Below are 26,328 nucleotides of genomic sequence, written 5' to 3'. Positions count from 1 at the left end.
AAAAGCAATATTTATTTGCACGAAAATGCACAAAAAAGTAAAAAACGCTTGAAGTTAAGCGGTACCAAAACTATTCTGAGAATGTAAAAAGATTAATTACGTTTAGGAGAGATGCTGAATGAGTTTATTTTATCAACCGGAGAATGCTTGGGTAGGAGACTTAATTCCTTATTATGAAGATGGAATGTTCTATGCTTACTACCTGCATGATCCAAGAATTTTACAGGGAAAGTATGCAGAAGAAACAACTTGGCATTTAGCAACAACCAAAGATTTTGTTCACGTTAACTACCAGGGAGAAGCGATACAGAGAGGAACAAAGGAAGAGTACAACCTTAATAACTATACTGGATCAGTTATCAAAGACCAACAAGGAAAGTACCATGCATTTTATACGGCCTTCAATGAGAATAAACCATTCTCAAACGGAAAAAGTGTTCAACTGGTGATGAAAGCAGTCGGAGACAATTTATATGAGCTGGAAACAGATCCAGGTTTTCTTTTCCCATCAGATGGCAAGATTTATGAGGAGTTCGACTGGAGAGACCCTTTCGTGTTTTGGGTGGAAGAGGAACAATGCTACTACATGTTGTTGGCATCTAGACGCCAAGGTGCCGGAGATTTGCGCGGCGGATGTATTTCATTATCGAAATCGAAGGATCTGGAGCATTGGGAGTATTGTGAACCCTTCTATGATCCAAAAATGTATATCACGATGGAGTGTCCGGAAGTATTTAAGATGGGGGATTATTGGTATTTGGTTTTCTCAACCTTTTCTGACCGCTTTACTACCCATTATCGTTATGCGAAAAGCTTAGAGGGGCCATGGATTATTCCTGAGGATGATGTGTTTGATACTAGAGCTAATTACGCTATTAAAACTGCTTCTGATGGCGAGAGAAGAATTGCCTTTGGCTGGGTAGCCAGTAAAGAAGGAGAAAATGATTTTAATCCATGGGACTGGGGCGGCACGATGGTTTTTCATGAATTGATCCAAAATGCTCAGACAGGTGAGCTAAAAGCAGTGATGATTGATACAATTGGCGAATATTTCAAAGAAAAAGTGAAGTTGTCCGTGCCAGTCTTTTATAATGATCATAGTGAGGGTGAAAAGAAGGTCAAAAGCGACACATTAGGTGCGATGCTCTTTAATAGTCCTGAGGATACTTTTTCCGTGACAATCGATTTTGATGTTGTGAAGGCAAAAGAGTTCGGGGTGGCCCTCCATGTGGATGAAGGAATGGAAGCTGGTTATTTTCTGCGTATGCTGCCAGAACAAAATTTGATTGCCTGGGATTTTTGGCCGAGAGCTGAGAAAGGTGAATACCAATGGCAAATCAAAGGAGATATTCCTTACCAAGTAGAAACCAGTCGTCTTCTGCCTAAAGCCGATCGTTATCAAGTAACGATTTTACGAGAAGGAAGCATGTGTGTTGTTTATGTAAATGATGAGATTGCTTTATCGACACGACTTTACAATCATAGCGGTAAGAAATTAGGCATATATGTTGTGCAGGGAGAACTAGGTTTGAATGAGATCGAGATAAAAGAATAGGAGTTGATTCGTCCATGATAAGAAAAGTTGGTATTCTGCTCAGTCTGGTAGGGACACTTTTTGTGATAGCGGCTTGCGGAGGAGAGAAAGAGGATTCCTCCGTAACAACCGTAAAGTGGTTGACCTCTCGGCCAGTCGGAGGAGCAATTGATGAGACGATGCGAGAAATCGCCGATCAATACAGCAAAGAACAAGGCGGCAAGTGGAGGATCGATTTTGAGACTACCGCAGACAGACCTTCCTACCTGCAAAAGTTAAAAACGTTGGTGGCAGGAAACAATATGCCCGATATCATTGATACCGATCCAGATCTTTACGCAAAAGAACTGGTCAAAGCAGGAAAGCTGGTAGACATGAAGGAGTTTCTGCAAGAGAACAATTATTATCAGGATTTTTATCCTACAGCATTAAAGTATCAAGAATTCTCGGATGGTTCGATGTATACTTTACCTTTGGAATATCATGTTGAAATGATCTGGTACAATAAAAAAATATTTGCTGAAGCAGGAGTTGAAGTTCCTAAAACCTTCGATCAATGGTTGTCGGCGTGTAAAACCTTGCAAAAAGCTGGAGTGACTCCCATCTCTGTAGACGGGATTGATCGTTGGCCAGTTCAACGATACTTAGCAATGCCAGCATTTAGACAGACAGGTAATCAATTCATTGAGGAGTTAAGCCAAGGAAAAGAAAAAATGTCCAGTCAAACAGGGGTTGAATCCGTCGAATTTGTAAAAGAGATCGGTCAGTACTTCAATGAAGGGTTTTCTGCGACAGACTATGCAACAGCGCAATCGATGTTTTTGGATGGAAAATCGGCCATGTATTACATTGGTGATTGGGAAATTGGTGCGATGCAGGAAAAATATGATCAAGGAGAAATTGATTATTTTTATATGCCAACTACCAAGGATGGTGTGACAGATGCGAACGAATTTTGTGTGAATTCCGGTATCGGCATGGCCTTTAACGCGGAAACGTTTGATGAAAAGACGAAGGACTTTGTATTGTACGTACTGGATCACTACGCAGAAATCTACACGAAAAAAATGCAAATGTCCCCTATCAAAACGGAATTGCCTAAAGATGTCGATTATTCCAGCCTTTATTTAAGGATTCGCGAAGATATGGACAACACAGGAGACCAGTTCATGAAACCATGGGATACGTATTTGGATTCTTCGACAAACACCATCGTTCAGGATAATTTATTGCTTGTCGGTTCAGGAGATATGGAAATTAAGGATTTCGTTAAAATGATCGATGATTCGATCAAAGTAAATGTCACAGACCAATAATTGGAGGAGAAAAAATGGGTGTATTGCGCGATAAGAAAGCCTTTTTCGTTTTTTTAATACCTGGGTTGCTGTTTTATCTGCTGTCAGTCTTTTATCCAATCACGGAGTCGCTCCGTTTGAGTTTTATGAAGTGGAACGGTATTACTCCCCAACAATTTGTTGGTTTGGAAAATTACACACGACTTTTTCAAGACCCAGTGTTTTACAAAGCATTAATTAATAATTTAATTTATTTAGTGATCGTTGTAGTTATTCAATTGTCGATTGGTTTATTGTTTGCTGTTTTACTGACGTACTTGAAAAAACGGGCAAACTTAGTCAAGACACTGTATTATGTACCATGCATTGTCACTACAGTAGCGATTGGACAACTGTTCAGAAGTATTTATTCAACACAACCAGAAGGCTTGCTGAATCAGATTCTGTCAGGAATTGGCTTAGAAAGTGTGGCAACTTCTTGGCTAACGAATTTGAATACGGTATTAGGTGCGGTATCGATTCCTGAAGGTTGGCGATTTATCGGTATGTATATGGTTATCTTTTATGCCGCACTGGTTTCATTGGATGAATCAGTCTATGAAGCAGCGAAAATCGATGGCGCAACGGAGCTGCAGATTCTTTTCAAAATCAAGATTCCGATGATCAAAGATATTTTACTGCTGACGTTCACTATGTGTTTGACCGGGGCCTTAAGAGGGTTTGATATTCCTTATTTGCTGACAAACGGAGGACCGGGAAATGCCAGTGAATTGATGTCTACGTATATGTATAAACAAGCATTTACCAACAATCAATACGGATATGGCAGTGCCTTGGCGGTATTCATCATTATTGAAAGTGTGTTGATCATTTTTATCCTCAGAAAAATCTTTGAGAATTATGATGTGAAAGCTCAAAAACGAGCAGCAAAGCAAGCCTTAGAATTAAGTACACGCAAAAAGAGCACGAAAGGCGGGTTAGTCTAATGAAAGAGAAAGCGATAAAATATCTGTTTATTCTTTTGTTGGTTGTCTTTTTGATTATCCAAATTTATCCTGTAATTTGGCTTTTCATTGCCAGCTTGAAAGACACAGTTGAGTTGTCTACTACTCCATTTTCTTTACCCAAGGCAATAACATTTGATAATTACAAAAATGTGTTGGGAGATGGGGTGATCGGCGGTTACATGTGGAATAGCTTGAAGATCACCATGATCTCGCTGGTATTGATTTTGGTGCTAAGCTCAACCATCGGCTTTGCATTATCGAAGTTCCGCTATAAACATAGTAAAAAAATCTATTCATTTTTCATGTTTGGTATCATGGTTCCTGTTCAAATCACGTTGATTCCGTTGTTTATCTTCTATAGTAAAATCGGCATTTTGAACACAAGTATGGCGATGGTGTTGCCGCAAGTGGGCTTTGCCCTGCCGTTATCTGTGATGATGTTCGTTAACTTTTACAATTTTGTTCCAGATGAACTAATCGAAGCAGGAATCGTTGACGGTTGTTCGCCTTATCGGGTATTTTTGCAGATTGTTGCTCCACTGGCAAGAAATACGATGATTACCATCGCTTCCATGTATAGTATTCTAATTTGGAATGATTTTATCTTTGCGAATACCTTTATCAGTGATTCGGCTGCCAAGACCATCACAATGGGCTTGAAAGATTATGTGGGTGCCTTTGGGAATGTCGATTGGGGAGCAACCTATGCCGCTATCTCTATTGCTATTTTGCCGCCAATCCTGATTTACTTCTCTCTAAATAAATGGGTGACTTCAGGTATGACTGCTGGTGCAACGAAAGGATAGTTCATGGATAAAAAAAGAAACGCAGCGAATAACTATATTGAAAAATACAAGAACCTAGCAGTAAAAACATCCCTCCAGCCGGCGCTTCATTTTACGCCGCCACTGGGCTGGATGAACGATCCAAATGGCCTAATTTTTTTCAACGGTCACTATCACTTGTTTTATCAGTATCATCCCTATGAGACCAAATGGCGTCAAATGTATTGGGGACATGCGGTTAGTGATGACTTGATCACCTGGCGAGATTTGCCGATTGCTTTAGCACCATCGGAGAGCTATGAAGATAGTCCAGAAGGTGGGTGTTTTTCTGGGACAGCACTGGAGCATGAAGGGATGCTTTATCTTTTCTACACAGCTGTTGCCCGAAATGCAGCAGGAGACTTAGTCCAAAAACAGTGTGCAGCAATGAGCGAAGACGGTCTACATTTTTCAAAATACGAAAACAATCCGATTATTCAAACGGATCATCTGGGGAATGAAAATAGTCATTTTAGAGATCCAAAGGTTTGGAAACATGACAACACGTTTTACATGCTGGTGGGAGTAAGTCAAGACCAGGTAGGCAAACTGGCGCTTTACAAATCAGAGAATCTTTTTGATTGGACGTTTGTTAATATCGTTTTTGAAGAACCTGGTGGTTGGATGTTAGAATGTCCAGATTTTTATGAATTAGATGGTCAGGAGGTGCTGACCTTTTCTCCAGTCGGTATTAAAGGAGAATATTCAACGTATCTGATAGGAAAAATGGATTATCAAGAAGGAGTATTTCACGTAGAGTCACGAGGTATTCTTGACTATGGTGTCGACTTTTACGCACCGCAGACTTTTTTGAGCACAAACGGAGAACGTTACGTCATCGGATGGCAAAATGGTTGGGAATGGATGGACGAATGGAATGGCTTTGGTGCTTTAACAGAGAATAACTGGTGCGGAGCCATGAGTATGCCAAGAAGAGTCAGCATAAGAAACAAACAGTTGTATTCGACAATACCGGGTCAAGTCACTGCATTAGAGGGCGCGCAAATAATCATCAATGACACCCAGACGAATGGATATCTGAAAAAAGTAACCGAGATTCAGACACCATCTATCATTGAATTGTCGCTGAAATCTGGAGAATCACCAATTACACTAATGTTTAAAGATCAAAGAACTGGTATGGAGGATCGTTTTATCATTGAGGATCAGCTGCGCTATCATTCTAATGAGAATCCTTTGGGGAGAAAAACGTTGACTATGCCACTTGCTAAAAAAGAAAATCGTGTAAAAATTCTTTTGGATCTGTATTCGATGGAAGTCTTTGCAGAAGGTGAAGGGACGGTTCTAAGTGTAAACAGCTTTTTTAAAGGAGCCTGTGAGCGTGAATTCTCTTTCAGCTGTTGTGAAGACGACCGGATTGAAAAATTAGTAGTAACTAAATTGAACGCAAAAAGGTTGATTACTGGATGAGTGAAAGGGGAGATGAAGCAATGTTCGGAAGTATTGAAGCTGGAGGTACAAAGTTTGTTTGTGCCATTGCAACAGAAGAGTTAGAAATTATGGAACGAGTGAGCTTTCCCACTACGACACCAAAAGAAACAATGACTAAAGTGCTCGAGTTTTTTAAACCCTACGAAGAATCACTTAAAGGAATAGGGATCGGCTCTTTTGGTCCCATCGATATTCAGCGAGAATCCCCGTTGTATGGATACATTACTTCAACACCCAAGCTGGCTTGGCAAAACTTTGATTTTGTGGGCACAGTAAAGGAAGTCTTCGCTATTCCGGTTGCCTGGACCACCGACGTGAATGCAGCGGCATACGGAGAATACGTTTTTGGAAACGGGCAAGGCTGTTCCAGTGTCGTTTATTACACCATTGGTACTGGGATTGGCGGAGGAGCAATGCAAAATGGTCGGTTTATCGAAGGGTTTAGCCATCCAGAAATGGGTCATATGTTAGTCAATCGACATGAAAAAGATAATTATGAAGGAAATTGTCCTTTTCATAAATGCTGTTTAGAAGGAATGGCTTCGGGACCAGCTATTGAAAAGCGATCTGGGAAAAAAGGACAAGACCTAAATGAAGAGGATGAACAATGGGAGCTGGAGGCCTATTATCTTGCACAATGTGCGTACAATACAACGCTTATGCTTTCACCGGATGTGATTATTTTCGGTGGCGGTGTAATGAAACAACGTCAAGTATTGAAGAAAACAAAAGAAGTATTTAAAGAACTTTTAAATGACTATGTGGAGGTCCCAGAGCTTGATCGCTATTTAGTCGTACCTAAGTTGGAAGATAACGCAGGCACTTATGGTTGCTTGGCATTGGCAAAAGAACAGCAGCTGCACTCATAGCAGGAAAGAGATGGGGGAACATAGATGACGGAACTAAGTTTAAAGCACATTCATAAAAAATATGATAATGCAGACAAGTATTCAGTAACGGATTTTAATTTAGAAATTAAAGATAAAGAATTTATTGTCTTTGTAGGACCTTCTGGCTGTGGTAAATCAACAACCTTGCGAATGATAGCCGGATTAGAGGATATTTCAGAAGGCGACTTCACCATTGATGGCCAAAGGATGAATGAGGTAGCACCAAAGGATCGTGACATAGCGATGGTATTCCAGAACTATGCTCTATATCCTCACATGACAGTTTTTGACAATATGGCCTTTGGCTTGAAGCTACGCAAATATAATAAAGAGGAAATCTCGAAACGAGTGGAGAATGCGGCAGATATCTTAGGACTAACAGAGTATCTGTATCGCAAGCCCGCAGCATTGTCTGGGGGACAACGTCAGCGGGTTGCGTTAGGAAGAGCGATTGTTCGAGATGCCCGAGTCTTTTTGATGGATGAACCATTGTCTAATTTAGACGCAAAATTAAGAGTTTCGATGCGTGCTGAGATCGCTAAACTACATCATCGTTTAGAAACTACGACGATCTATGTCACTCACGATCAGACAGAGGCAATGACAATGGCCGATCGAATTGTCATCATGAAGGACGGTGTCATCCAACAAGTCGGCTCCCCACAAGAAGTTTATAACAAACCTAATAATGTCTTTGTAGCAGGATTTATCGGTTCACCAGCTATGAATTTCTTTACAGTTACGTTAAAGGACGGGCTATTGACCAATGATCATGGCTTAAGGCTGGCAATTCCTGAAGGAAAAAATAAAGTACTGAAAGAAAAAGGGTATGAAGGCAAAGAAGTCATATTTGGCATTCGTCCAGAGGCAATTCACGGAGAACAAATTGCTCTAGATGCTGCTCCTGAATCAACGGTTCGTGCAAAAGTAGTTGTTTCAGAATTACTTGGAGCAGAAACAATGCTGTATTCAGTTATCGGTGATACCGAATTTGTGGCAAAAGTAGATGCTAGAAACTTCCATGAGCCAGGTGCCTATGTAGATTTGGCTTTTGACTTAAACAAGGGAAATTTCTTTGATAAGGAGACAGAAGTAGTTATTCAGTTACCATAGAAGAGGAATGACGAATAAAATACTAATTTTTAAATCTACTTTTGGCATAGAATAATCATGAAATAGAGCAGTTAACTTTTAGTATCTAAGAAAATCACGCAAAGAAATAGAGAGACTCAAAAGAATGCGAGAAGATCATTTTATTTTTAGGAGTTACTAAAGTAACTTAAATGTAGAGTATTTGATGGGTTAAGCGGAGAAACAGCGGAACTGCTGTACTCAGTCAGAACCGTAAAAGCGAACGGTGCAAAGATTTTTGGTGTTTCACGAAGTAAGAGCTCGTCGTTAAGCAGACTTTCAGATGTTTGCTTGTGCACCGCAACGACGAATGAAGGTGACGACCTGAATAAACCTCCAAGAGCTTCAATTATTAAGCAGATTTTACTACTGCAGGTTCTTTCAGTTCTTCTTCAGAATGCGCGAGGCCTTTCACCAGAAGAGTATGTCAAGTGGCACCCAGAAGCAGCTATTGGCGAATCATTAGGCGCATAATTATAAAAGCAAGTACTTATCGTGTAGATAGGTGCTTGTTTTTGTTTTAATTTTGGTTTTTTTATAGACGATAGTTATACATTGTATTTACGTGTGATTACTAAAATTGTATAATGTATTTACAAAGGAATGTTTTGATATGGCTCAATTAAATATGAGACTGGATGATCAGTTAAAGAAAGAATCAAGCGAGATTTTTGATAGCTTAGGAATGGATTTAACTACAGGTATTAAAATATATTTAACTAAAGTAGTTCGAGAAAAAGGAATTCCTTTTGATTTGACCTTGCAGCAAAGTGATTTTGAAGAAGCATTAAGAGACATAGAAAGTGGAAACTATAAGACATTTTCTTCCAAAGAGGAATTGTTGAAGGATTTGAACAATGGAGATTAGAGTGGCTCCACCTTTTGAACGTAATTATAAAGCTCTAAAGAAGAAACATTATGATATGAGTAAGATTGACGAAGTTTTAGGATTACTCATTGATCGGAAAACAAGTATATTAAGACAAAAGTACAAAGATCATGCGTTAAAAGGGAACAAACAAGGCTTGAGAGAACTTCACATAGAAAATGATTGATCGAATAGATAACGATCGATTAGAGTTGTGGTTGCTTGCTACGGGTTCGCATGACCAAGTATTTAGAAATACTTGAATGATAAAAAAGCTAGTCTTAGCGAAATAGCAATTTTGATGGTATTTAAAATTGCTGAAAGTAAGCTATGTTTTTAGCTAATCGATAAAATTTGATAAAATACAAAGCAATCTTCTAGGATAGATCTGGAAGATTGCTTATTTGAGCAACATTTATTCGTTCTAACTGTGGACAAAAAAAGTCTGCGGATGTATAATATCCACAGATATGGAGGTGGGGAATTGAATTTATCATCATCCTATGTTCAAGCGATAGGAATTTTGGTTATGCTTGCAGAGCTGCCAGAAAATGAGTCACTCAAAGCCAGCGAGATCAGTCAACGAATGAATGTATCTCATAGTTATTTACAGAAGATTGCTGCTAAATTAAAGCATGCAGAATTGATTGAATCCTTTGCCTCAAAGCAAGGCGGCTACCGATTGAAAAAACCAAAAGAGGAAATTAATTTTCTTGATATCTTCTTGGCAATTGAAGGAGAAAAATCATTTTTAGCCAAGGTGAATCTAAAACCAATTGATGCGATGTTCCTTGATAAACAACTGGTTAAGGAAAAGTCAGAAGCGGTTAAGAATATTCATCTGGAAGCCCAAAAGCTTTATCAAAAGGAGCTGCAGTCGCATGTTTTGTCAGAAATCATACCTAAGGATTCAACAGGTAAGTATCTGGAAATAGATTGGAAAAATTTTATTAACGAAGAATAGGAGAGAAGCATATGTCATTTAAAGATGAAATCGATAAATTAAAAGAAGGATTTGAACAAACCAAAGAACAAGGAGCTAAATTAGGCGAAAAGTATAGTGAAGAAGGAAAAAGTGTGGGAAAAGAATATGCTGAAAAAGGGAAAGCAGTCGGCAAACAATTCAAAGACTTATCCTCAACACTTAAGGATCGTTTCAAGTAATCAATTGTAGAGTAGATCTCTTAATCAAAAAAATAATGTTATTTATTCGCAGTGCTGAGAAGGGATAAATAGATTCTAGCTGCCTATTTTATTCAGGATTAAGTATTGCTGGATTTGGTGATATTGTGGAAATGTATTCGATTTCCAGGATATTAGTTCTTAAGATGTTTCTTTTGGTGTGTAAAAGAAATCATATTGAATAAAATGCATTATTTTAAGAATTAATTTGCAGAAATTCGTTGACAGAATTAAGCAGATTTGTTAGATTGTAAACGAAAATAAAATATGATTTGTTAGGTGAGGCTCCTATGCAAACATAGGCTACTGCCCAAAAATGTCGAGAGACGCCAATGGGTAGAACAGGAACTGTCGAATACAAGGCTTTTCTTAAGGTAGCTAAGATGTTTATCTTTACGTTGCATAGTGTCAAAACTCAACGATTAGATCAACGTCTTTTTGTCATGCTTATGATTATATATACGGCGGCTTTTCGTGGAGTTTTTTTCACGGAAAGCCGCCTTTTTCATGTTTGTTTTCAATCACGCGAAAGGAGGAAGGCCATGTCTTTTTGTTCATGTTATTGATGAGTTTGTTAGCGGGAAGTTTGATTGGACTGGAACGTCAATGGCGAAAGAAGCTGGCGGGCGTAAGGACCATGGTTCTTGTTTCAATCGGTGCAACGATTTTTGTTTCATTGTCAACGATGATGGTATCAGATAGCAGCCCATCTCGGATCGCAGCTCAAGTCGTTAGCGGTATTGGCTTTTTGGCGGGTGGAATCATTTTACGAGATGGGTTTAGTGTGACTGGTTTAAACACAGCAGCTACTTTGTGGTGTACAGCGGCAGTCGGCGCAATGATTGGGGCTTCCTTTGTAAAAGAAGGATTTTTAGCAGCGGTGATGATCGTTCTGGTTAATATTGTCATCCGATTTGTGTCTCAAAGCTTTGATCAATTTGCAGAGGAGTATCGACCAAATCAAACAGCAAGGGAGAACTGTTTTTTGATTGTGACCGGTAGGAATTCTGCGGAAATGATTCTTCGAACAGAAATTATCACTCAGTTGGATCGTTACTACCTATCCTTTTGTCATTTCCAATGTCAAGATCTAGCCGATGATATCACCCAGCTTCAAGTGGAGATTGAACCGACAGCTACTATTGAGTTAGCTATGCAGGAGATCATTGCCAACTTGTCAAAAAACAAAGATGTTTTAGAAATTCATCAACTGTCAAAGGAGGAAATATCATGGTAAAACAGTGTTCACATTAATCAAATGGGGGAGTCCCATTTATCGAGAAACCATTAATTTACGAAACCAAGTATTAACAAAAAGCGCTGGAAAACCGCTCATCACAAAATTTCCAGTCGAAGAAAAAGAAGATATTCATTTGGTGATTAAACGAGAGGAACGAATTATCGGAACGCTTCTTTTGCATCCTTGTTCAAAAGAATGTATCCAAATAAAACAGGTAGCTATTGCTCCCAGCTGCCAGAGTGAAGGGTTAGGAAAAAAACTAATTATTTATGCAGAACAGGTAGCAAGAACCTTGGGCTACGCAACAATCTTTCTAACCGGTCGCCAACAAGCGTGGGGATTTTATGAAAAGCTGGGGTATGAGGATCTATTTGAACCCTATCGTGAAAAGAAGCTGGTCTTAAAAGTATTCAAAAAGAATATTCAAGGAACCCTAAAAGTAAAGAAAAAGGAGATGAAAACAAATGGATGACAGTAGTTCGATTCAATCGGGTAAGCAAGGAGAAGACCCTAAAATAAATAGCGAGTTATTATTGTCTATTTGTTTTTAGCGCCTTTTTCCTTCGCTAGGCCCATTAAGGAGGAAACATGAAAACATTAGCAGAAATCATTCTATATTTATATGTAGGAATTGGTTTGTGGTATATCTTTTTTGGGAAGAAGGCGAAACACGTGGAAAAAAGAAAGCAAGCAGCTGGAAAAGTAAACTATAGCTTAATGGCTAAAAAGACAATTGATAGTGTGTTAGAGACATTTCATTCCTCAAGAAGAGGTCTGACAGAAGGACAAGCGATTGCTTCCAGAGAGGAGTTTGGCGACAATGCCATCTCTTACGGAAAGAAAACATCTTTAACTGTTGAGGTAATTAAAGCATATATTACGCCGTTTACTCTCGTACTTATTGGATTGGGGATTGCTTCATTTATTACGGATGTATGGATGGCATCGCCAGAAGACCGGGATTTTTTCGGATGTGGCATCATTTTCGTAATGGTCATCATCAGCGGAACCATGACGCTGATTCAATCTGTTCGATCAAATAAAGCAGCCGAAAAATTAAAGTCGCTGGTCAAAGTAACAGCGTCGGTCAAGAGAAAAAACAAGTACAATGAAATTCCAATGGAGGAAATTGTTTGTGGGGATATTGTTAAGCTATCTGCCGGTGATATGATCCCTGCCGATATGCGCTTGATAACCACCAAAGATTTATTTATTTCTCAATCGGCGTTAACAGGTGAAAGCTATCCCGTCGAAAAAGTGGCTGGTGGAACCATCACAACCCATGATTCTGAAACCAGTTATGAAAATTTGGCTTTTATGGGAAGCAATGTAATTAGTGGCAGTGCAGAAGGCATCGTGATTGCCACTGGGAATAATACCTTATTTGGCGATGTAGCAAAATCCTTGTCGACAAAACCGATTAAAACAAACTTTGAGCTGGGCATTAAGAAAACCTCGTATGTCTTTATAAAATTTATGGCGTTGATGGCTCCCACAGTGATTGTGATCAATGGATTTACTAAGGGAAATTGGATGGAAGCTTTGCTATTTGGCTTATCAGTAGCGGTAGGCTTGACTCCAGAAATGCTGCCAATGATCGTGACGACGAACTTAGTCAAGGGTGCTTCAAGTATGGCTAAAAAAGGCACCGTGATTAAAAATCTGAATTCTATTCAAAATTTTGGCGCGATTGACATTCTTTGTACCGATAAGACGGGGACATTGACGCAGGATAAAATTATTTTGGAATACCATTTAGATTTGTCAGGTGAAGAGGACCCAAGAGTTCTGCGCCACGCCTATTTAAATAGTTATTATCAAACAGGATTAAAGAATCTATTAGATGTTGCAATCATTGAAGCAGCGAATACAGAATTGAATACTGAAACTATCAAGTATCAAAAGGTCGATGAGATACCTTTTGATTTTGAACGCAGACGGATGAGTGTAGTCGTAGAAGATGCTTTAGGAAAAACGCAAATGATCACGAAAGGCGCCATTGAAGAAATGTTGACTATTTCCAGCTTTGTAGACTTTAAGGGTCAGGTTATAGCATTGACTGATGAAGTGAAACAGGGGATATTGAACAAAGTAAATGAACTGAATGAAGACGGGCTGCGAGTAATTGGTGTGGCTCAAAAAACTAATCCCAGTGTAGTGGGAGAGTTTTCAGTGTCAGATGAAGCTGAAATGGTCTTAATTGGCTACTTAGCCTTTTTAGATCCACCAAAAGAAACTACTAAGCAAGCGTTAGAAACATTGAAGAAGCATGGTGTTGGTGTAAAGGTTTTGACGGGTGATAATGCGCTGGTTACGCAATCAGTCTGTAAGCAAGTTGGTTTAGGGGCAGAAACCTTAATCAATGGTGAAGAGCTGATCAATCTTAGCGATAAAGAATTGAGTCATGTAGTTGAGGAATACAATGTTTTTGTAAAGCTGAATCCTCAGCAAAAGCAGCAGATTACCCATGCTTTAAGAGAAAATGGACATGCGGTTGGCTTTTTAGGAGATGGAATTAATGATGCGCCAGCCATGAAGGCCGCAGATGTGGGGATTTCTGTGGATACGGCAGTCGACATTGCTAAGGAATCTGCCGATGTGATTTTGCTGGAAAAGGATTTAATGATCTTGGAACGAGGGATTATTTCTGGCCGGGAAACCTTTGGCAATATTATGAAGTACATTAAGGCAACGGCAAGCTCCAATTTTGGCAACATGTTTTCCGTGTTAGTTGCTAGTACGTTTCTGCCGTTTTTACCTATGCTGCCAATTCAAATCTTATTTCTTAATTTAATCTATGATATTTCTTGTGTATCTCTTCCATGGGACCACATGGACAGAGAATACCTTGACGAGCCGAAAAAATGGGAAGCTTCTGGAATCGGAAAATTCATGATTTGGTTAGGGCCAACTAGTTCGGTATTTGATATCACGACGTATCTTTTGATGTATTTCGTTATCTGCCCAGCAGTTGTAGGAGGCAGCTTCCATACATTAACGCCAGAACAGCAAGTCATGTTTATTGCGATTTTCCATGCTGGCTGGTTTGTAGAATCCTTATGGTCACAAACATTGGTTCTACATGCGTTGCGTACACCGAAAATTCCGTTTATCCAAAGCCGTGGCTCTTTTATCATGACAGCAATTACTTCTCTGGGCATCTTAGTAGGAAGTGTACTGCCTTTCACTGCCTTTGGTCAAAACTTAGGAATGGCGGTTCTGCCCTCCAGCTATTGGTTGTGGCTGATCGCGACGATTATCGCTTATCTGTCATTAGTAACACTTGTAAAACGATTCTATATTCAGCGTTATCAAGAACTTCTGTAAACAATGGCTGAATAAAAAAGCTAGCCGGTGGGTTGCCGGCTAGCAAGGAGTAAAAATGAAAAGTGTTAGGGTTGTTTGTTGGTGCCATTATAATAGCAAAGATATATGAACCTTCTATGAACTTACAATACAAACAATGTGCTTTACTAAACAAGTTTAGAGCAAACTGCTTATTCAGCCCTTCAAAACGATTTTTCTACTATTATATTCAAGATTTGAGGATGACTTTTCATATGAAAGGTCTTTTTTTTTTGTTGAAAATAAATTGTAATGTATTTTACTGTTTCCTCTCAGAAGTTGATCAAGTATAATTGGGAGTATATTGTTATATTTCTTCGATAAGCACTAATGTATGAAAAAGACAGTTATAAGCAAAGGTTTTACACAAAAGGAAAGCAACGTTTAGTGTAAACTAACTAGTTTTTTTCACGACTAAGCGACACAGCTTTGTCAAAAAAAGTAAGTACTAAGAAAAAAACAACTAAAAAAAGAAAAATGACAATTGCTAGTTATATGGCAAGTCAACCACAATTCATAATGTAGTAGGGAGATTAAATAAATGAGTAAAATGGGTCAAAAAAAGAAACCAAGTAATGAAGAATTAATAGAATTTGTTCAAAAACAAGCAACTGAATTAGGTAGAACACCTTTATTGAGAGAGTTCAAGTATAAAACATTAATAAGCGGAAGGTTTGGAACCTGGACCAAATTTTTATTAGCTGCAGGGCTTAAGCCGGCAGAACGCAAGGGGAGTACAAAACAAATATCTTGGGAAGAGCTGATTGAACTCATTCAAGAGCTGGCGGCGGAATTAGGCCGAATTCCCCAAGAGGATGAGTTTGAATATAGTCATTCAGCTAAAAGCACTTATGGCAGTTGGACTAATTTTTTGGAGCACGCTGGCTTAGATTCGGAGCAATTCCAAGCAAGGAAGGAGCCAATCAGTAATGAAGAGTTATTGGAATTGGTACAGAAAAGAGCAGGAGAACTAGGTCATAAACCTACGAGGAAAGAATTTAACTATTATCGGCTTGCGGCGAAACGGTTTGGGACCTGGAGCAAGTTTTTAGAAAAGGCCGAGTTGACTAAAAAAAACAAAGTCAAAAAGACGTCATTAACGAACGAAGAGCTGATTGAATTAGTGAAAAAAAGAGCAGCAAAATTGGGACGGACACCAAAGATGAATGAGTTTAGTCATGGGAGTATTGCGGTGTCGAGATACAGTTCATGGAAGAAGTTTTTGCAAAGTGCCGGCTTGAATAAAGAACCAAGCACTGAAGAATTGATTGCCTTGATGCGAAAACAAACGTCAGAATTAGGCAAAGAGCCAACGCTAAAACAGTTTGAACATGGTTCACTTGTTTTAAAAAGATTTGGTACTTGGAAAAAATTCTTGGAAATAGCAGGTTCACAAGCACAAACGAAAAATTTGATTTCTAGTGAGCATTTAATAGAATTGGTGAAAGAGAAGGCATCAGAATTGGGCTACACTCCATTTCAGAGAGAGTTTAAATATGGTACGCTCGCAGCGAGTAGATTCGGGAGTTGGACTCAATTTTTAGAAAGTGCCGGTCTTGAGGTGCCAAACCGGGAACAGGAAAATTCGTTAAGCAATAAAGAACTTATCAAGTTGGTGAGAAAACAAGCTGCAGAATTGGATCGGAATCCCCGGAAGAAAGATTTTGAACATGGCAAACTTGCGACGAAGCGATTTGGAACCTGGAATGAATTTTTGCAAAGCGCCGATTTGATACCTAAACAGCTTCAAGCGCACGAATCATTTAGAAGTTGGCTAAGTAAAGAGTCGAAACGGAAATCTATGGATAAGTAGCAGCCGGTAAGAAAAGCGAAAGAGTTTCTAAGTAAGGAGATAGTAGACTTAGAAGCTCTTTTTTTCGTTATTTAGGTATTATCGAATGTTTCATTTTTTCACAGGTAACACTTTCCATCAGGTTACTATATAATAGAAGAAAAGGAGTTATAAGGGATTTATTAATAGACGGGGAGGGTGCAGCATTATGAAAAAGTTTAGGTTGGGAAAGTTTTTAATGGTAATAATACTTGCAGCTAGTATTGTCTTGTTAGGTGCTTGTAAGGAGGATCAACCGGATATTCGTGAGATCTTAACTGAGGATTCGGCTAAGTGGCAATTAGTGAGTGAGCAAGGATTGGTGGAACTAACGTTTGCCGGGAATGGGATCGCGGAGTTTTTGGATGAGCATGGCAAAGGTCAGGTGACGTATGAGGTGAATGAACGTCAGACTGAGATTGAGTTTCAATTTATGCAGGATATTGCTCCTATTAAAAGCGGCATTATGAAAAATGTTCAGGTTGAAAGTGAGAAATTAATTACTGGAGAATATTTTGAAAAAGGCAGTGAGGCAAGTGTGTCGATTGAGCTTAAGAAGTAGGTAATACCAGTTGCTGAAAAAGCAAGAGAATGGAGACCATTCGCTATTTGAGTGAATGGTTTTCTTTTGCAGCTAAGGACAAAAGACAAGGAGTGAACAAAAAAACTAGTCGGTAGGCCTTTTCCCGACTAGTAAAAAAGAATATTGTTTTAAGAGAACCCATCTAAATTATATAACAATTGCTGGTATAATGGGAAGAAAATTTTGAAACATAATACATTCGAGTGAGTATTCATGGTCAGCACAAAAATATTTACTGCGGACGTATTCATTTTTCTTATTGTTAACTTTGGTTAAAATAGATATGACCTTAGCTTGTTCTAAAAAAGATTGGCTAAGGCTGCATAAAATTAATTACAACAGGCTTTTACTAGGGTACACTATAAGTAGAATAAGAGCGTTGGGGGTTGATAAAAATGAATCTTGAAAAAGAAAAAGCAGGGATATTAGCAGGCTTAGAACAGATATACTTGAAAAACAAACAAGAAGACGGTTATTCACAACTAATTACTCAAACTGACCTTCATTCTATTTCTTCATTATTTATTGCTAAGCGGCCGAACTCGGAGCTGCCGCCTAAACTGCGAACGGTGCCCATTGCTCGACTAGTCAACGGAGAAGAAATCGTCCTTCTGTCTCCAAGTCTTCCGCTGTGGGTCAACAAGTCTGAGCAAGAGGATGAAGTGGACGCTGAAAGTATCGTATCGGGGTTGACTCGCCTGATTGAAATTGAACGAGCAACTAAAGAAAGTCATTTAGATAAGTAAACATAGAGAAGATGGAGCTTGCTGCGGGAGACTGCTGCAAGCTCTTTGGGCAGGGGCTTCAAGTGTACGAATGAAAGGACTGCCAGTGATTGGGGCATCTAATGATCTGCTTTAAGAATGACGAGCTTTTTCAAAACATCGAAGTCCTCAGTGTTTTTCACTAAGATAGCGACGGACTGTCCTTCTACATAAGCTTTTATAGATTTGAGATTTTCGATCACGTCAGTCGGAAAATCTGCTTAGCAGCCGCTACGGCTTTTGCACCGAAAACAAAAGTGGCTTGCAGCTGGGCCTCATTAGGGAACAGGTAAAATATCGTTCGCTTTTTGTATTTTATTCCATACGTCCAACCAGCCACTTTCGTATAAAATTTCCATTCTCCCTGTACAGCACCACACGTTTGCTCAACAAACTGGATTACCTGATCCCAAAATAATTGCGCCTCTTTTAATACTGGAGGCAGCATTGTTGCGTAGGGCATATTTCAAAATCAGCCATCAGCGGAATTATCTGTTAGAGAGTCTAATAGAATTGAGCCAGGTTCTTCTGTGAGGGTTCCTTTAGTTTTGAAATGTTCAATCATTGTGCACACCGCTTTTCTGAAGATTTTCATGAGTCACAGTTTTCGCAGGAGGATGGAAGTTATATTCTAAAAACAGAGGTTCCAGATACGCCTTGGTTGTACGGCTTCATTCTTTCCTTCGGCAGTGAAGCTGAGGTTATTGAGCCGCAGAGTTTAAGGAGTAAGGTTCGACAAATGGCGAAGGAATTGATTGAAAAATTTGGTGATCGATGAGTGGTTTTTAGAATGAGGAGAAAAGCAATAGTGGCCTCCTGATAATGAGCTTTCGTAAGGACTGTCCATGTGAGGTGTTTTTTGCGGCTTTTTGAATCGCACTCCTGTTAAATTTGTACTGTAAAAAAGCGGCGAGTAAGTTATAATGAGCTGCAAGCAATTTTTTGATTGTTTCTTAGGAGGTAATAGACAAGTGGCAAAATTTTATGCAATTAGAATTGGACGAAACCCAGGGGTGTACACGACCTGGAATGAGGCACAAAAGCAAGTAAAAGGCTTTCCTGGTGCGATTTTTAAATCCTTTCCTACAAAAGATGAGGCGCAGCAATTTGTTGATAAGGACGCTGAGAAAAAAACGGTGAATCCGGATGAATATCAGGCCTATGTGGATGGATCATTCAATAAATCCCGGCAGCAATATGGCTCTGGTGTTGTTATTTTGAAGGACGATAAAGTGATTGATAAGCTTTCTTTTGGCGGAAATGATCCTGCCTTTATCGCTAGCTATCAAATCGCTGGCGAAGTGTTTGCTTGCATCGCCGCATTGAAATGGGCAAAGGCAAATCAGGTGGATGAAATAGCGATTTTCTACGATTATCAAGGTATCGCTTCCTGGGCGGAAAAACAGTGGAAAGCCAATGCACCAATTTCGCAAGCTTATGTTGCTTTATTTGATGAGGTATCTAAAGACTTGAAGGTGCGTTTTGTAAAAGTAAAAGGACATTCCGGTGACAAGTTTAATGATTTGGCAGACGAGCTGGCGGATAAAGGAACCCGTATGGCAGTAGAGGAATAGAATAGTTTTAACGAGAACTTTAGGCAGATGCTTAAGGTTCTTTTTTGCTTGTCAGTAGTTTAAGGGAGAATTTCCAGTCTATGCATTAGTTTGTTAACGACTTTAGCTTCTTAAGCAGGAATAAATTAAGAGCAAACAATACCATGTCCGAAAACGGCTAGTTTGTGGTAGACTTTCCTGATACGATAAGAGCAAGAAAAGAATTTTCTTTTGTCAGTTACTTAGTCCGATTTTAGCGTTTCTAGCTGGGAGGTGGTTGGATGGAACGGTTAACAGATGAGTATCTTTACAGTGCTTTTCAGGCGAAGGATACGCGTTTTGATGGTCATTTTTTTGTTGGAATCACAACTACTCATATCTATTGCCGACCCGTTTGCCGGGCACGCCAAGCAAGGGCGGAAAATTGCTGCTATTTTAAAACGGCAGCTGAAGCTGAGCTGGCAGGATTTCGGCCGTGCTTGCTGTGCCGACCTGAGCAAGCACCAGGCAATTCAGTGACGGATGCTCAGGCGAGTTTGGCGGCGCAGGTTGCCAAAGTGTTGGAGGAACATTGTGGAAGTGGCATTAATTTGAAGGAAGTGGCAGAAGGCTTAGGCTATACAGATCGTCATTTGCGACGGGTGTTTTTGCAAGAGTATCAGGTTTCGCCGGTTCAATATTTGCAGACCTGTCGTTTGTTGCTGGCAAAGAGTTTATTAACCGATACGAATTTATCGGTTTTGGAGGTGGCAATGGCGGCGGGATTTGGTAGTTTACGCCGGTTTAATACGGTTTTTAAAAAGCATTATCGCCTGACTCCGACAGTGTTGCGCAAAGAAAGCAGCAGTGAGCAGCGAAAAAATGATCAGATTACCCTAGCTTTAGGTTATCGACCGCCTTATCGTTGGCAAGAGTTAGTACGTTTTTTTGAAAAACGGGCGATTGAAGGCGTTGAAAAAATTCAGGATAATGCCTATATGCGAACGGTTCGCCTGACAAATTTTGCAGGCAAGGAATATTTAGGCTGGATAAAAGTGACACCGGTGGAAAACAAAAATTTATTGGCAGTATCCTTAAGCGAAAGTTTGCTGCCGGTTTTACCGCAGGTGTTAAGTCGAGTTCGGCAGCTGTTTGATTTGTATTGTGATCCAGGGGTGGTTTATGAGAACCTCAAACAGTTGGAAAGCTTTGCTTGTGGGACGCGCATTCCAGGCTGCTTTGATCCTTTTGAAATGGCAGTGCGAGCAATTCTTGGACAGCAAATAACTGTTAAAGGCGCCAGCACATTGGCTGCCCGTATTGTTCAACAGTTTGGTCAGCCAATTCAAACACCTTTTGAGGGATTAACCCATATCTTTCCGGCACCACAAACCTTTTTAAAGCTGGAGGGTACGATTGAAGAAAATTTGGGTCAGCTAGGTGTGATTGCTGCTCGTTCCCGAACGATTAGCCGATTGGCTGCGGCGGTGTCAGAGGGGACAATCCGACTTGGTCCTCAAGGAAATCCTGAAGCAGAAACAGAAAAGCTGCTGGCGATTCCTGGTATTGGTCCTTGGACGGCTCACTATTTGGTGATGCGAGCGTTCAGCTGGCCGGATGTTTTTTTAGAAACTGATGCTGGGATCAAAAAAGCTATGACTCCGTTAGAACCAAAGGAAATGCTGCAGTTGGCGGAAAGCTGGCGGCCTTGGCGCAGCTATGCGACCGTCAGTTTGTGGAATTCATTATAGAAAAGAGCGAGACAGATGTATTATCTTATGAACTATTCTTCACCAATAGGTCCCTTGACTTTAGCTGCAAAAGACGATGCCTTGGTGGGGCTATGGATGGAGAATCAAAAGTATTACGGGGCGGGTTTGCCAGAGGAAGTTAATGAAAATCAGCAGCTGCCGGTGCTTATTCAGGCAACAAGCTGGCTGGATGCCTATTTTGCTGGTGAACAGCCAGCCCTTGCTCACTTACCTTTGAAACCCTCTGGCAACGAATTTCGTCAAACGGTTTGGCGGGTGCTCTGTCAAATTCCTTACGGTGAAGTATTGACTTATAAGGAGGTTGCCAATCGGACGGCTAGAAAACTAAACAAGGTCTCAATGTCAGCGCAAGCAGTTGGCGGTGCAATCGGTCATAATCCCCTTTCGATTATTGTTCCTTGTCATCGCGTGGTAGGAACCAATGGCAGTTTAACTGGTTATGCTGGTGGTATCGCCAAAAAAATCCACTTGCTTCAGCATGAAGGGGTGGATACTAGTAAGTTTTTGATTCCGACTAAAGGAACAGCATTGTAACTAGGAAAATTGAAATCACTATATATTAAACGAGGCTGTGAAGTAGTATGTCACAGCCTCTATTTCTTTTTATCATCGATTAGACTAACTCTTCCTTTGAGGCTAATGGGTGCCATTCAATTTTGAAGTACATAATGGCTACTCCCAGTCATCGACAATATCAGGTAACTCAGCAATCCTACTTTCTTCACTACGGACCTCGCTGTCTTTCAAATATTCTACATTCATCGCAATTCTTTTCTCAGCTTCCAGTTCAACGATTCGATCTAATAGTTGTTCATTTTCTGTAGATATTTTTTGATAGCCTTCAATTAGGTTACTGTAGCTTTGCTCATCAAGGATAACTGCTACAGCTTTATTATTATTTAAAACATATACAGCGTTACGATCTTTTTGTGCCTTTTCAATGGTTGACATAGGGGATTTCTTCAAATCTGAAATGGAGACAAGTTCATTTTTAATGACATCTAGCATAATAAAGATATCCTTTTGCTTTATTACAGCACGATATTTAATCTTTAAAAAGTCTTTTTATGATTTAAAGAATGACAGAAAAGACGCTCTTAGTACCAGTGGATTGTTAGAAAATTTCTTGTTATTCCTACGTGAATCAAAAAACTTTTTCTTACAGAATTTGTGTGAAAAGACAGAGGGGATCTTAGTTCAATAGAAAGCAGCTCAAAAGTTATCTGCAACAATTCTCACCTGATAGCAAAAAAAATCTTGCATTTCTTGATGATTTCACCTAAACTTTAAAAATAAGAGGGAGAATGAGAATCATTATCAGTTAGTTAAGGAGTGATTCGTTGAAAAAAGGATGGATTGTTGCTCTTTTATTCCTCTTAAGTGGTTTCTCAATTTTTTTAGGTGTGAAGGATTTAATGTTGCAGGAGTTGCTTCAAGGAAATCAGGAGCAATGGCTGGTTTTGGCGACTACGCGGATTCCGCGAACTGTTAGTCTGATTTTAGCTGGAGCGACTATGAGTATTTGCGGCTTGGTTATGCAGCATTTGACCCAGAATAAGTTTGTTTCGCCAACTACAGCTGGAACGATGGATAGTGCGCGTTTGGGAATTTTGCTGGTGATGCTTTTTTTACCAAATGCTTCAACCTCGCTGCGAACCTTAGCAGCTTTTGTTTTTGCTTTTTTAGGAACAATGGTTTTTCTAGCCTTGAGTCGTTTGCTGCCGGGAAAAGATCCGGTATTTCTGCCGTTATTGGGCGTGATGTTTGGCAATATTGTGGGCTCAGTGGCCACTTTTTTTGCTTACCAGTTTCAGCTGATACAAAACATGTCCTCCTGGCTGCAGGGAAATTTTTCCATGATAACTAAGGGAAGCTATGAGCTGCTGTATTTGACTATCCCATTGTTTTTTGTCATCTATATTTTTGCCTATCTTTTCACAATTGTGGGTCTGGGTGAAGATGTGGCGGTGAATTTGGGAATCAATTATCGGTTGACGCAGACTTTGGGTATTGCTTTAGTAGCAGCGGCGAGCGGACTGGTGCTAATTATGGTTGGAACGGTGCCATTTTTGGGGGTCATTGTGCCGAATATTGTGTCGCTGGTTTATGGGGATCATGTGAAGCAGACTTTATGGATCACAGCGTTGTCCGGCAGTTTGTTTTTAATGGTTTGTGATATGATTTCCCGAATAGTTATCGCACCCTATGAAGTGCCAGTCAGCCTGACAGTAGGCGTTTTAGGCAGTATTATTTTCATCTATCTACTGGTTAGGAGGCGTCAGGCATGAGAAGTTTACCCTTGAAAAAAGGAGCGACGATTGCGGTACTGATCTTAATAGCTGTCAGTTTGTGCGGCCTTTACTTAACGTATAACACCTATGGAAATTTTCAATTTGCTTGGATGCTGCGGGGCAAAAAGGTGGCGGCCTTTTTATTAGTCGCGCTGGCTACCGGGATGGCAACGGTCAGCTTTCAAACGTTGACCCAGAATCAATTTTTAACTCCGAATATTTTAGGCTTGGATTCTTTATACGTTTTAATCCAAACCATTTTGTTTTTTACGGTTGGCGGTGTAAACATGCTGTCACAGGAACAAACCCCCTTATTTTTAATCAGTATCTTACTGATGGCGCTGTTAAGTTTGCTTTTAGCCAAGGTGCTTTTGCAGCGGAGGCAAAATGATCTGTTTATTTTGCTGATGCTGGGGATGATTTTTGGGACGCTGTTCAGCAGTACCAGCAGCTTTCTGCAGGTGATGATGGACCCCAATGAGTACGATTTGCTGCAGGGGCGGCTGTTTGCCAGCTTCAGTAATGTCAACACGAACCATCTGCTTTTGGCAGCGGTGATTATTTTGGTGGGTTCGCTTCTATTGTATGGGGTGAATCGTTACCTGGATGTCCTGCATTTAGGAGCAGATCAGGCAACGAATCTAGGGATTTCCATAAATCGCTTTCAGATTCTACTTTTATTTTTGGTTAGTCTGTTAACCGGAACTGCGACAGCATTGGTAGGACCAATTACCTTCTTAGGGTTTATCGTTGCGAATATTGCTTATCAGCTGATGCCGACCTATCGGCACAGTTATCTTTTTCCAACGGCTGTATTATTGGGCGTCATTTTTCTCGTGGGCAGTCAATTTTTAGTGGAGCAGGTTTTCCATTTGAAAACGACAGTTAGTGTTGTCACACAATTTGTTGGCGGTGTTTATTTTATTTGGAAAATTATTCGTGAAAGGAGACGGCAAGGTTGATTGATGTGAAGGATGTATCAAAAAATTACGGCAGCAAGCAGGTCATTACCGAAGTTCGCTTGCCGATTAAAGAAAAACAGCTGACGGCTTTTATCGGTCCCAATGGTGCTGGCAAAAGTACCTTGTTATCAATGATTAGTCGTTTGATTGAGGTTGATGCAGGTGAAATATATTTGGATCACAACGAGGTAAAAGCTTGGCGATCCAATGAATTATCGAAAAAGCTGTCGATTCTTAAGCAAAGCAATGGGTTAAGTTTGCGCATTACGGTTCGTGAACTGGTGAGCTTTGGCCGGTTTCCTTACAGCAAAGGCCGCTTGAATCAGGCGGATCATCAATTGATTGAGCATGCACTGGACAAGTTAGGCTTAACCGAAATGGCTGAGGACACGATCGATACTCTATCCGGCGGTCAGCTGCAGCGCGCGTATATTGCGATGATTTTGGCTCAGGATACAGAGTATATTTTGTTGGATGAACCCTTGAACAATCTAGATATGAATTATGCGGTTCAGCTAATGCAAACCTTGCGGCGGTTAGTTGATGAGGAGCAGAAAACGATTCTTCTGGTGATTCATGATATTAATTTTGCAGCCAGCTATGCTGATGAAATTGTAGCGATGAAGGCAGGTCAGATTTTTGCTCATGGTACCACCGAGGAAATGATTCAATGCAGTGTGTTGAATCCATTATATGAAATGAACGTCAAAATTTGCGAGCTTGAGGGCAAGCGCTTTTGTATGTATTTTAACTAAATTGGAGGAAATAAATAATGAAAAAATATATGGTTAGTTTGTCAATTTTGTTGTTAGGGTTCGGTTTGGCAGGATGCGGGGCATCCAATGATGGAACGACGGATTCAAGTGGCGGAACTGCTCAAAGCAGCGCAGCTAAAGCGGAGACCTTGGAGGTTACTGACAGCAACGGAAAAGTAACTGTCCCTAAAAATCCTAAAAAAGTCGTGGTGTTTGATAATGGTTCACTAGATACTATTGATGCCCTAGGTGCTGGCGACAGTGTCGTAGGTGCAGCAACAGATAATCTTCCTGCTTACTTGTCTGATTATAAAGAGGTTGATTCGGCTGGCGGTATTAAGGAGCCGGATTTGGAAAAGATCAATCAAATGCAGCCGGATTTAATCATCATTTCCGGTCGTCAAAGTGATTTCCAAGATCAATTAAAGGAAATCGCTCCAACCATGTACTTGGCAGTAGATACTACGGATACTTGGAACTCTATTAAGCATAATGTGGAGACCCTAGGACAAATCTTCGACAAAGAATCTGAAGCTAAAAAACAATTAACTGGTTTGGAAACAAGTATCAAGAAAACTAAGACTAAAGCTGAAGAAAGCAAAGACAAAGCTTTAACAGTCTTAGTGAATGAAGGACAACTTTCCGCTTATGGTAAAGACTCCCGTTTTGGCATTATTTACGATACCTTTGGCTTCGCGGAAGCAGATGATACGATTGAAGCGTCTACTCATGGTCAAAGTGTTTCTTATGAATATGTCCTAGATAAAAATCCTGATGTTTTGTTTGTGGTAGACCGGACCAAAGCGATTGGTGGAGATGATACTGGGAATAACGTCGCTGACAATGAATTAGTTGCACAAACAACTGCTGGTAAAGAAAACAAAGTAATCACTTTACAATCTGATGTTTGGTACTTAAGCGGTGGCGGTCTGGAATCAACTAAAATGATGCTGGAGGATGTAAACAAAGCATTAGAATAAAAGGAAGAAAGTTCAAGAGGCCAAAACAGCTGTTTTGGCCTTTTTATATGAATTTGTAAGCTGTTCAGAGTGATTTGCTGAAGGGCTTTT

Annotated in this window: 27 protein-coding genes, 1 pseudogene and 1 riboswitch; of the genes and pseudogenes, 26 read left to right on the top strand and 2 right to left on the bottom strand. The window is 40.0% G+C overall.

The features are described 5' to 3' along the window. The first annotated feature begins 118 nt into the window (after nt 1-118). From I588_RS03815 to I588_RS03730, 18 genes and pseudogenes are all read left to right on the top strand, one after another. Nucleotides 119-1,555: a glycoside hydrolase family 32 protein gene (locus I588_RS03815; protein WP_010757625.1), complete on the top strand. Its 1,437-nt coding sequence runs from the start codon at nt 119-121 to the stop codon at nt 1,553-1,555. A 14-nt stretch (nt 1,556-1,569) separates the two neighbouring features. Continuing rightward, the gene (locus I588_RS03810; RefSeq protein WP_010757624.1) at nt 1,570-2,850 is read left to right on the top strand and encodes an ABC transporter substrate-binding protein; all 1,281 of its coding nucleotides are present in this window, start codon (nt 1,570-1,572) and stop codon (nt 2,848-2,850) included. A 14-nt stretch (nt 2,851-2,864) separates the two neighbouring features. Next, nucleotides 2,865-3,815, top strand: coding sequence for a carbohydrate ABC transporter permease (locus I588_RS03805; RefSeq protein WP_010757623.1), 951 nt, complete (start codon nt 2,865-2,867; stop codon nt 3,813-3,815). Next, nucleotides 3,815-4,642, top strand: coding sequence for a carbohydrate ABC transporter permease (locus I588_RS03800; RefSeq protein ID WP_010757622.1), 828 nt, complete (start codon nt 3,815-3,817; stop codon nt 4,640-4,642). Before I588_RS03805 ends, I588_RS03800 begins: the two co-directional genes overlap by 1 nt. A gap of 3 nt (nt 4,643-4,645) precedes the next feature. Then, nucleotides 4,646-6,091, top strand: a complete 1,446-nt coding sequence (locus tag I588_RS03795) for a glycoside hydrolase family 32 protein (protein ID WP_010757621.1) — start codon at nt 4,646-4,648, stop codon at nt 6,089-6,091. 20 nt (nt 6,092-6,111) lie between these two features. After that, entirely contained in the window at nt 6,112-6,981 is an 870-nt protein-coding gene (locus I588_RS03790) for an ROK family protein (protein WP_034693687.1), read from the top strand. Between the two features lie 24 nt (nt 6,982-7,005). Further along, nucleotides 7,006-8,115 (top strand): ABC transporter ATP-binding protein, encoded by a 1,110-nt coding sequence (locus I588_RS03785; RefSeq protein ID WP_010757619.1) that lies wholly within the window; start codon nt 7,006-7,008, stop codon nt 8,113-8,115. Nucleotides 8,116-8,316: 201 nt separating this feature from the next. Beyond that, nucleotides 8,317-8,607: pseudogene (locus I588_RS26715) on the top strand (carbohydrate isomerase); the annotation flags it as partial. 139 nt (nt 8,608-8,746) lie between these two features. Beyond that, nucleotides 8,747-9,001, top strand: a complete 255-nt coding sequence (locus tag I588_RS03780; protein ID WP_010757618.1) for a type II toxin-antitoxin system RelB/DinJ family antitoxin — start codon at nt 8,747-8,749, stop codon at nt 8,999-9,001. Then, nucleotides 8,991-9,188 carry a type II toxin-antitoxin system mRNA interferase toxin, RelE/StbE family gene (locus I588_RS03775; RefSeq protein WP_010757617.1) on the top strand — a complete coding sequence of 66 codons (198 nt, stop codon included), beginning with the start codon at nt 8,991-8,993 and terminating at the stop codon, nt 9,186-9,188. The genes I588_RS03780 and I588_RS03775 overlap by 11 nt, the downstream gene beginning before the upstream one ends. 297 nt (nt 9,189-9,485) lie before the next feature. Next, on the top strand, nt 9,486-9,965 hold the full coding sequence (locus I588_RS03770; RefSeq protein ID WP_010757616.1) for an Rrf2 family transcriptional regulator: 480 nt from the start codon (nt 9,486-9,488) through the stop codon (nt 9,963-9,965). 11 nt (nt 9,966-9,976) lie between these two features. Then, a complete protein-coding gene (locus I588_RS03765; protein WP_010757615.1) occupies nt 9,977-10,165 on the top strand; it encodes a hypothetical protein in 189 nt (62 codons plus the stop codon). A gap of 282 nt (nt 10,166-10,447) precedes the next feature. Next, nucleotides 10,448-10,617: riboswitch (M-box (ykoK) riboswitch) on the top strand. A gap of 122 nt (nt 10,618-10,739) precedes the next feature. After that, nucleotides 10,740-11,420 (top strand): MgtC/SapB family protein, encoded by a 681-nt coding sequence (locus I588_RS03755; protein ID WP_034693324.1) that lies wholly within the window; start codon nt 10,740-10,742, stop codon nt 11,418-11,420. Between the two features lie 4 nt (nt 11,421-11,424). Continuing rightward, a complete protein-coding gene (locus I588_RS03750; protein ID WP_010757613.1) occupies nt 11,425-11,895 on the top strand; it encodes a GNAT family N-acetyltransferase in 471 nt (156 codons plus the stop codon). A 200-nt stretch (nt 11,896-12,095) separates the two neighbouring features. Continuing rightward, nucleotides 12,096-14,750, top strand: coding sequence for a magnesium-translocating P-type ATPase (gene mgtA / locus I588_RS03745; RefSeq protein ID WP_034693682.1), 2,655 nt, complete (start codon nt 12,096-12,098; stop codon nt 14,748-14,750). A 559-nt stretch (nt 14,751-15,309) separates the two neighbouring features. Next, nucleotides 15,310-16,581, top strand: a complete 1,272-nt coding sequence (locus I588_RS03740) for a homing endonuclease associated repeat-containing protein (protein ID WP_010757611.1) — start codon at nt 15,310-15,312, stop codon at nt 16,579-16,581. Nucleotides 16,582-16,768: 187 nt separating this feature from the next. Next, a complete protein-coding gene (locus I588_RS03735; RefSeq protein ID WP_010757610.1) occupies nt 16,769-17,161 on the top strand; it encodes a hypothetical protein in 393 nt (130 codons plus the stop codon). A 416-nt stretch (nt 17,162-17,577) separates the two neighbouring features. After that, complete coding sequence (locus I588_RS03730; protein ID WP_010757609.1) at nt 17,578-17,928, top strand: hypothetical protein; 351 nt, start codon at nt 17,578-17,580, stop codon at nt 17,926-17,928. 217 nt (nt 17,929-18,145) lie between these two features. Here the strand turns inward: I588_RS03730 and I588_RS03725 are convergent, their stop codons facing one another. Further along, the gene (locus tag I588_RS03725) at nt 18,146-18,409 is read right to left on the bottom strand and encodes a DUF3788 family protein (protein ID WP_010757608.1); all 264 of its coding nucleotides are present in this window, start codon (nt 18,407-18,409) and stop codon (nt 18,146-18,148) included. Nucleotides 18,410-18,499: 90 nt separating this feature from the next. Here I588_RS03725 and I588_RS03720 point away from each other — a divergent pair, with 90 nt between their 5' ends. The 4 genes from I588_RS03720 (at nt 18,500) to I588_RS03705 (ending at nt 21,784) form a co-directional block, all read left to right on the top strand. Beyond that, the gene (locus tag I588_RS03720; RefSeq protein WP_034693322.1) at nt 18,500-18,724 is read left to right on the top strand and encodes a WYL domain-containing protein; all 225 of its coding nucleotides are present in this window, start codon (nt 18,500-18,502) and stop codon (nt 18,722-18,724) included. 193 nt (nt 18,725-18,917) lie between these two features. After that, on the top strand, nt 18,918-19,520 hold the full coding sequence (locus I588_RS03715; RefSeq protein ID WP_010757607.1) for a ribonuclease H1 domain-containing protein: 603 nt from the start codon (nt 18,918-18,920) through the stop codon (nt 19,518-19,520). A 260-nt stretch (nt 19,521-19,780) separates the two neighbouring features. Beyond that, the gene (locus I588_RS03710; protein ID WP_010757606.1) at nt 19,781-21,229 is read left to right on the top strand and encodes an AlkA N-terminal domain-containing protein; all 1,449 of its coding nucleotides are present in this window, start codon (nt 19,781-19,783) and stop codon (nt 21,227-21,229) included. A 15-nt stretch (nt 21,230-21,244) separates the two neighbouring features. Continuing rightward, the gene (locus tag I588_RS03705) at nt 21,245-21,784 is read left to right on the top strand and encodes a methylated-DNA--[protein]-cysteine S-methyltransferase (RefSeq protein WP_010757605.1); all 540 of its coding nucleotides are present in this window, start codon (nt 21,245-21,247) and stop codon (nt 21,782-21,784) included. 138 nt (nt 21,785-21,922) lie between these two features. On the opposite strand, the gene I588_RS03700 is transcribed toward I588_RS03705, so the two are convergent. Beyond that, nucleotides 21,923-22,258 carry a type II toxin-antitoxin system Phd/YefM family antitoxin gene (locus I588_RS03700; protein ID WP_010757604.1) on the bottom strand — a complete coding sequence of 112 codons (336 nt, stop codon included), beginning with the start codon at nt 22,256-22,258 and terminating at the stop codon, nt 21,923-21,925. A 332-nt stretch (nt 22,259-22,590) separates the two neighbouring features. Between I588_RS03700 and I588_RS03695 the strand changes: the two genes are divergently transcribed. From I588_RS03695 to I588_RS03680, 4 genes are read left to right on the top strand one after another with little or no spacing between them, the layout of a single operon-like run. Further along, on the top strand, nt 22,591-23,538 hold the full coding sequence (locus I588_RS03695; protein ID WP_010757603.1) for an ABC transporter permease: 948 nt from the start codon (nt 22,591-22,593) through the stop codon (nt 23,536-23,538). Next, the gene (locus tag I588_RS03690; RefSeq protein WP_010757602.1) at nt 23,535-24,503 is read left to right on the top strand and encodes an iron chelate uptake ABC transporter family permease subunit; all 969 of its coding nucleotides are present in this window, start codon (nt 23,535-23,537) and stop codon (nt 24,501-24,503) included. The genes I588_RS03695 and I588_RS03690 overlap by 4 nt, the downstream gene beginning before the upstream one ends. Beyond that, a complete protein-coding gene (locus tag I588_RS03685) occupies nt 24,500-25,258 on the top strand; it encodes an iron ABC transporter ATP-binding protein (protein WP_010757601.1) in 759 nt (252 codons plus the stop codon). Before I588_RS03690 ends, I588_RS03685 begins: the two co-directional genes overlap by 4 nt. Before the next feature lie 17 nt (nt 25,259-25,275). Then, complete coding sequence (locus tag I588_RS03680; RefSeq protein WP_010757600.1) at nt 25,276-26,238, top strand: siderophore ABC transporter substrate-binding protein; 963 nt, start codon at nt 25,276-25,278, stop codon at nt 26,236-26,238. The last annotated feature ends 90 nt before the right edge of the window (nt 26,239-26,328 follow it).

It is taken from the genome of Enterococcus pallens ATCC BAA-351 (genome assembly GCF_000407485.1).
GTDB classification, from domain to species: Bacteria; Bacillota; Bacilli; order Lactobacillales; family Enterococcaceae; genus Enterococcus_A; species Enterococcus_A pallens.
The sequence above is the reverse complement of the archived record's forward strand: the minus strand, read 5'-3'. Positions and strand labels throughout refer to the sequence as shown.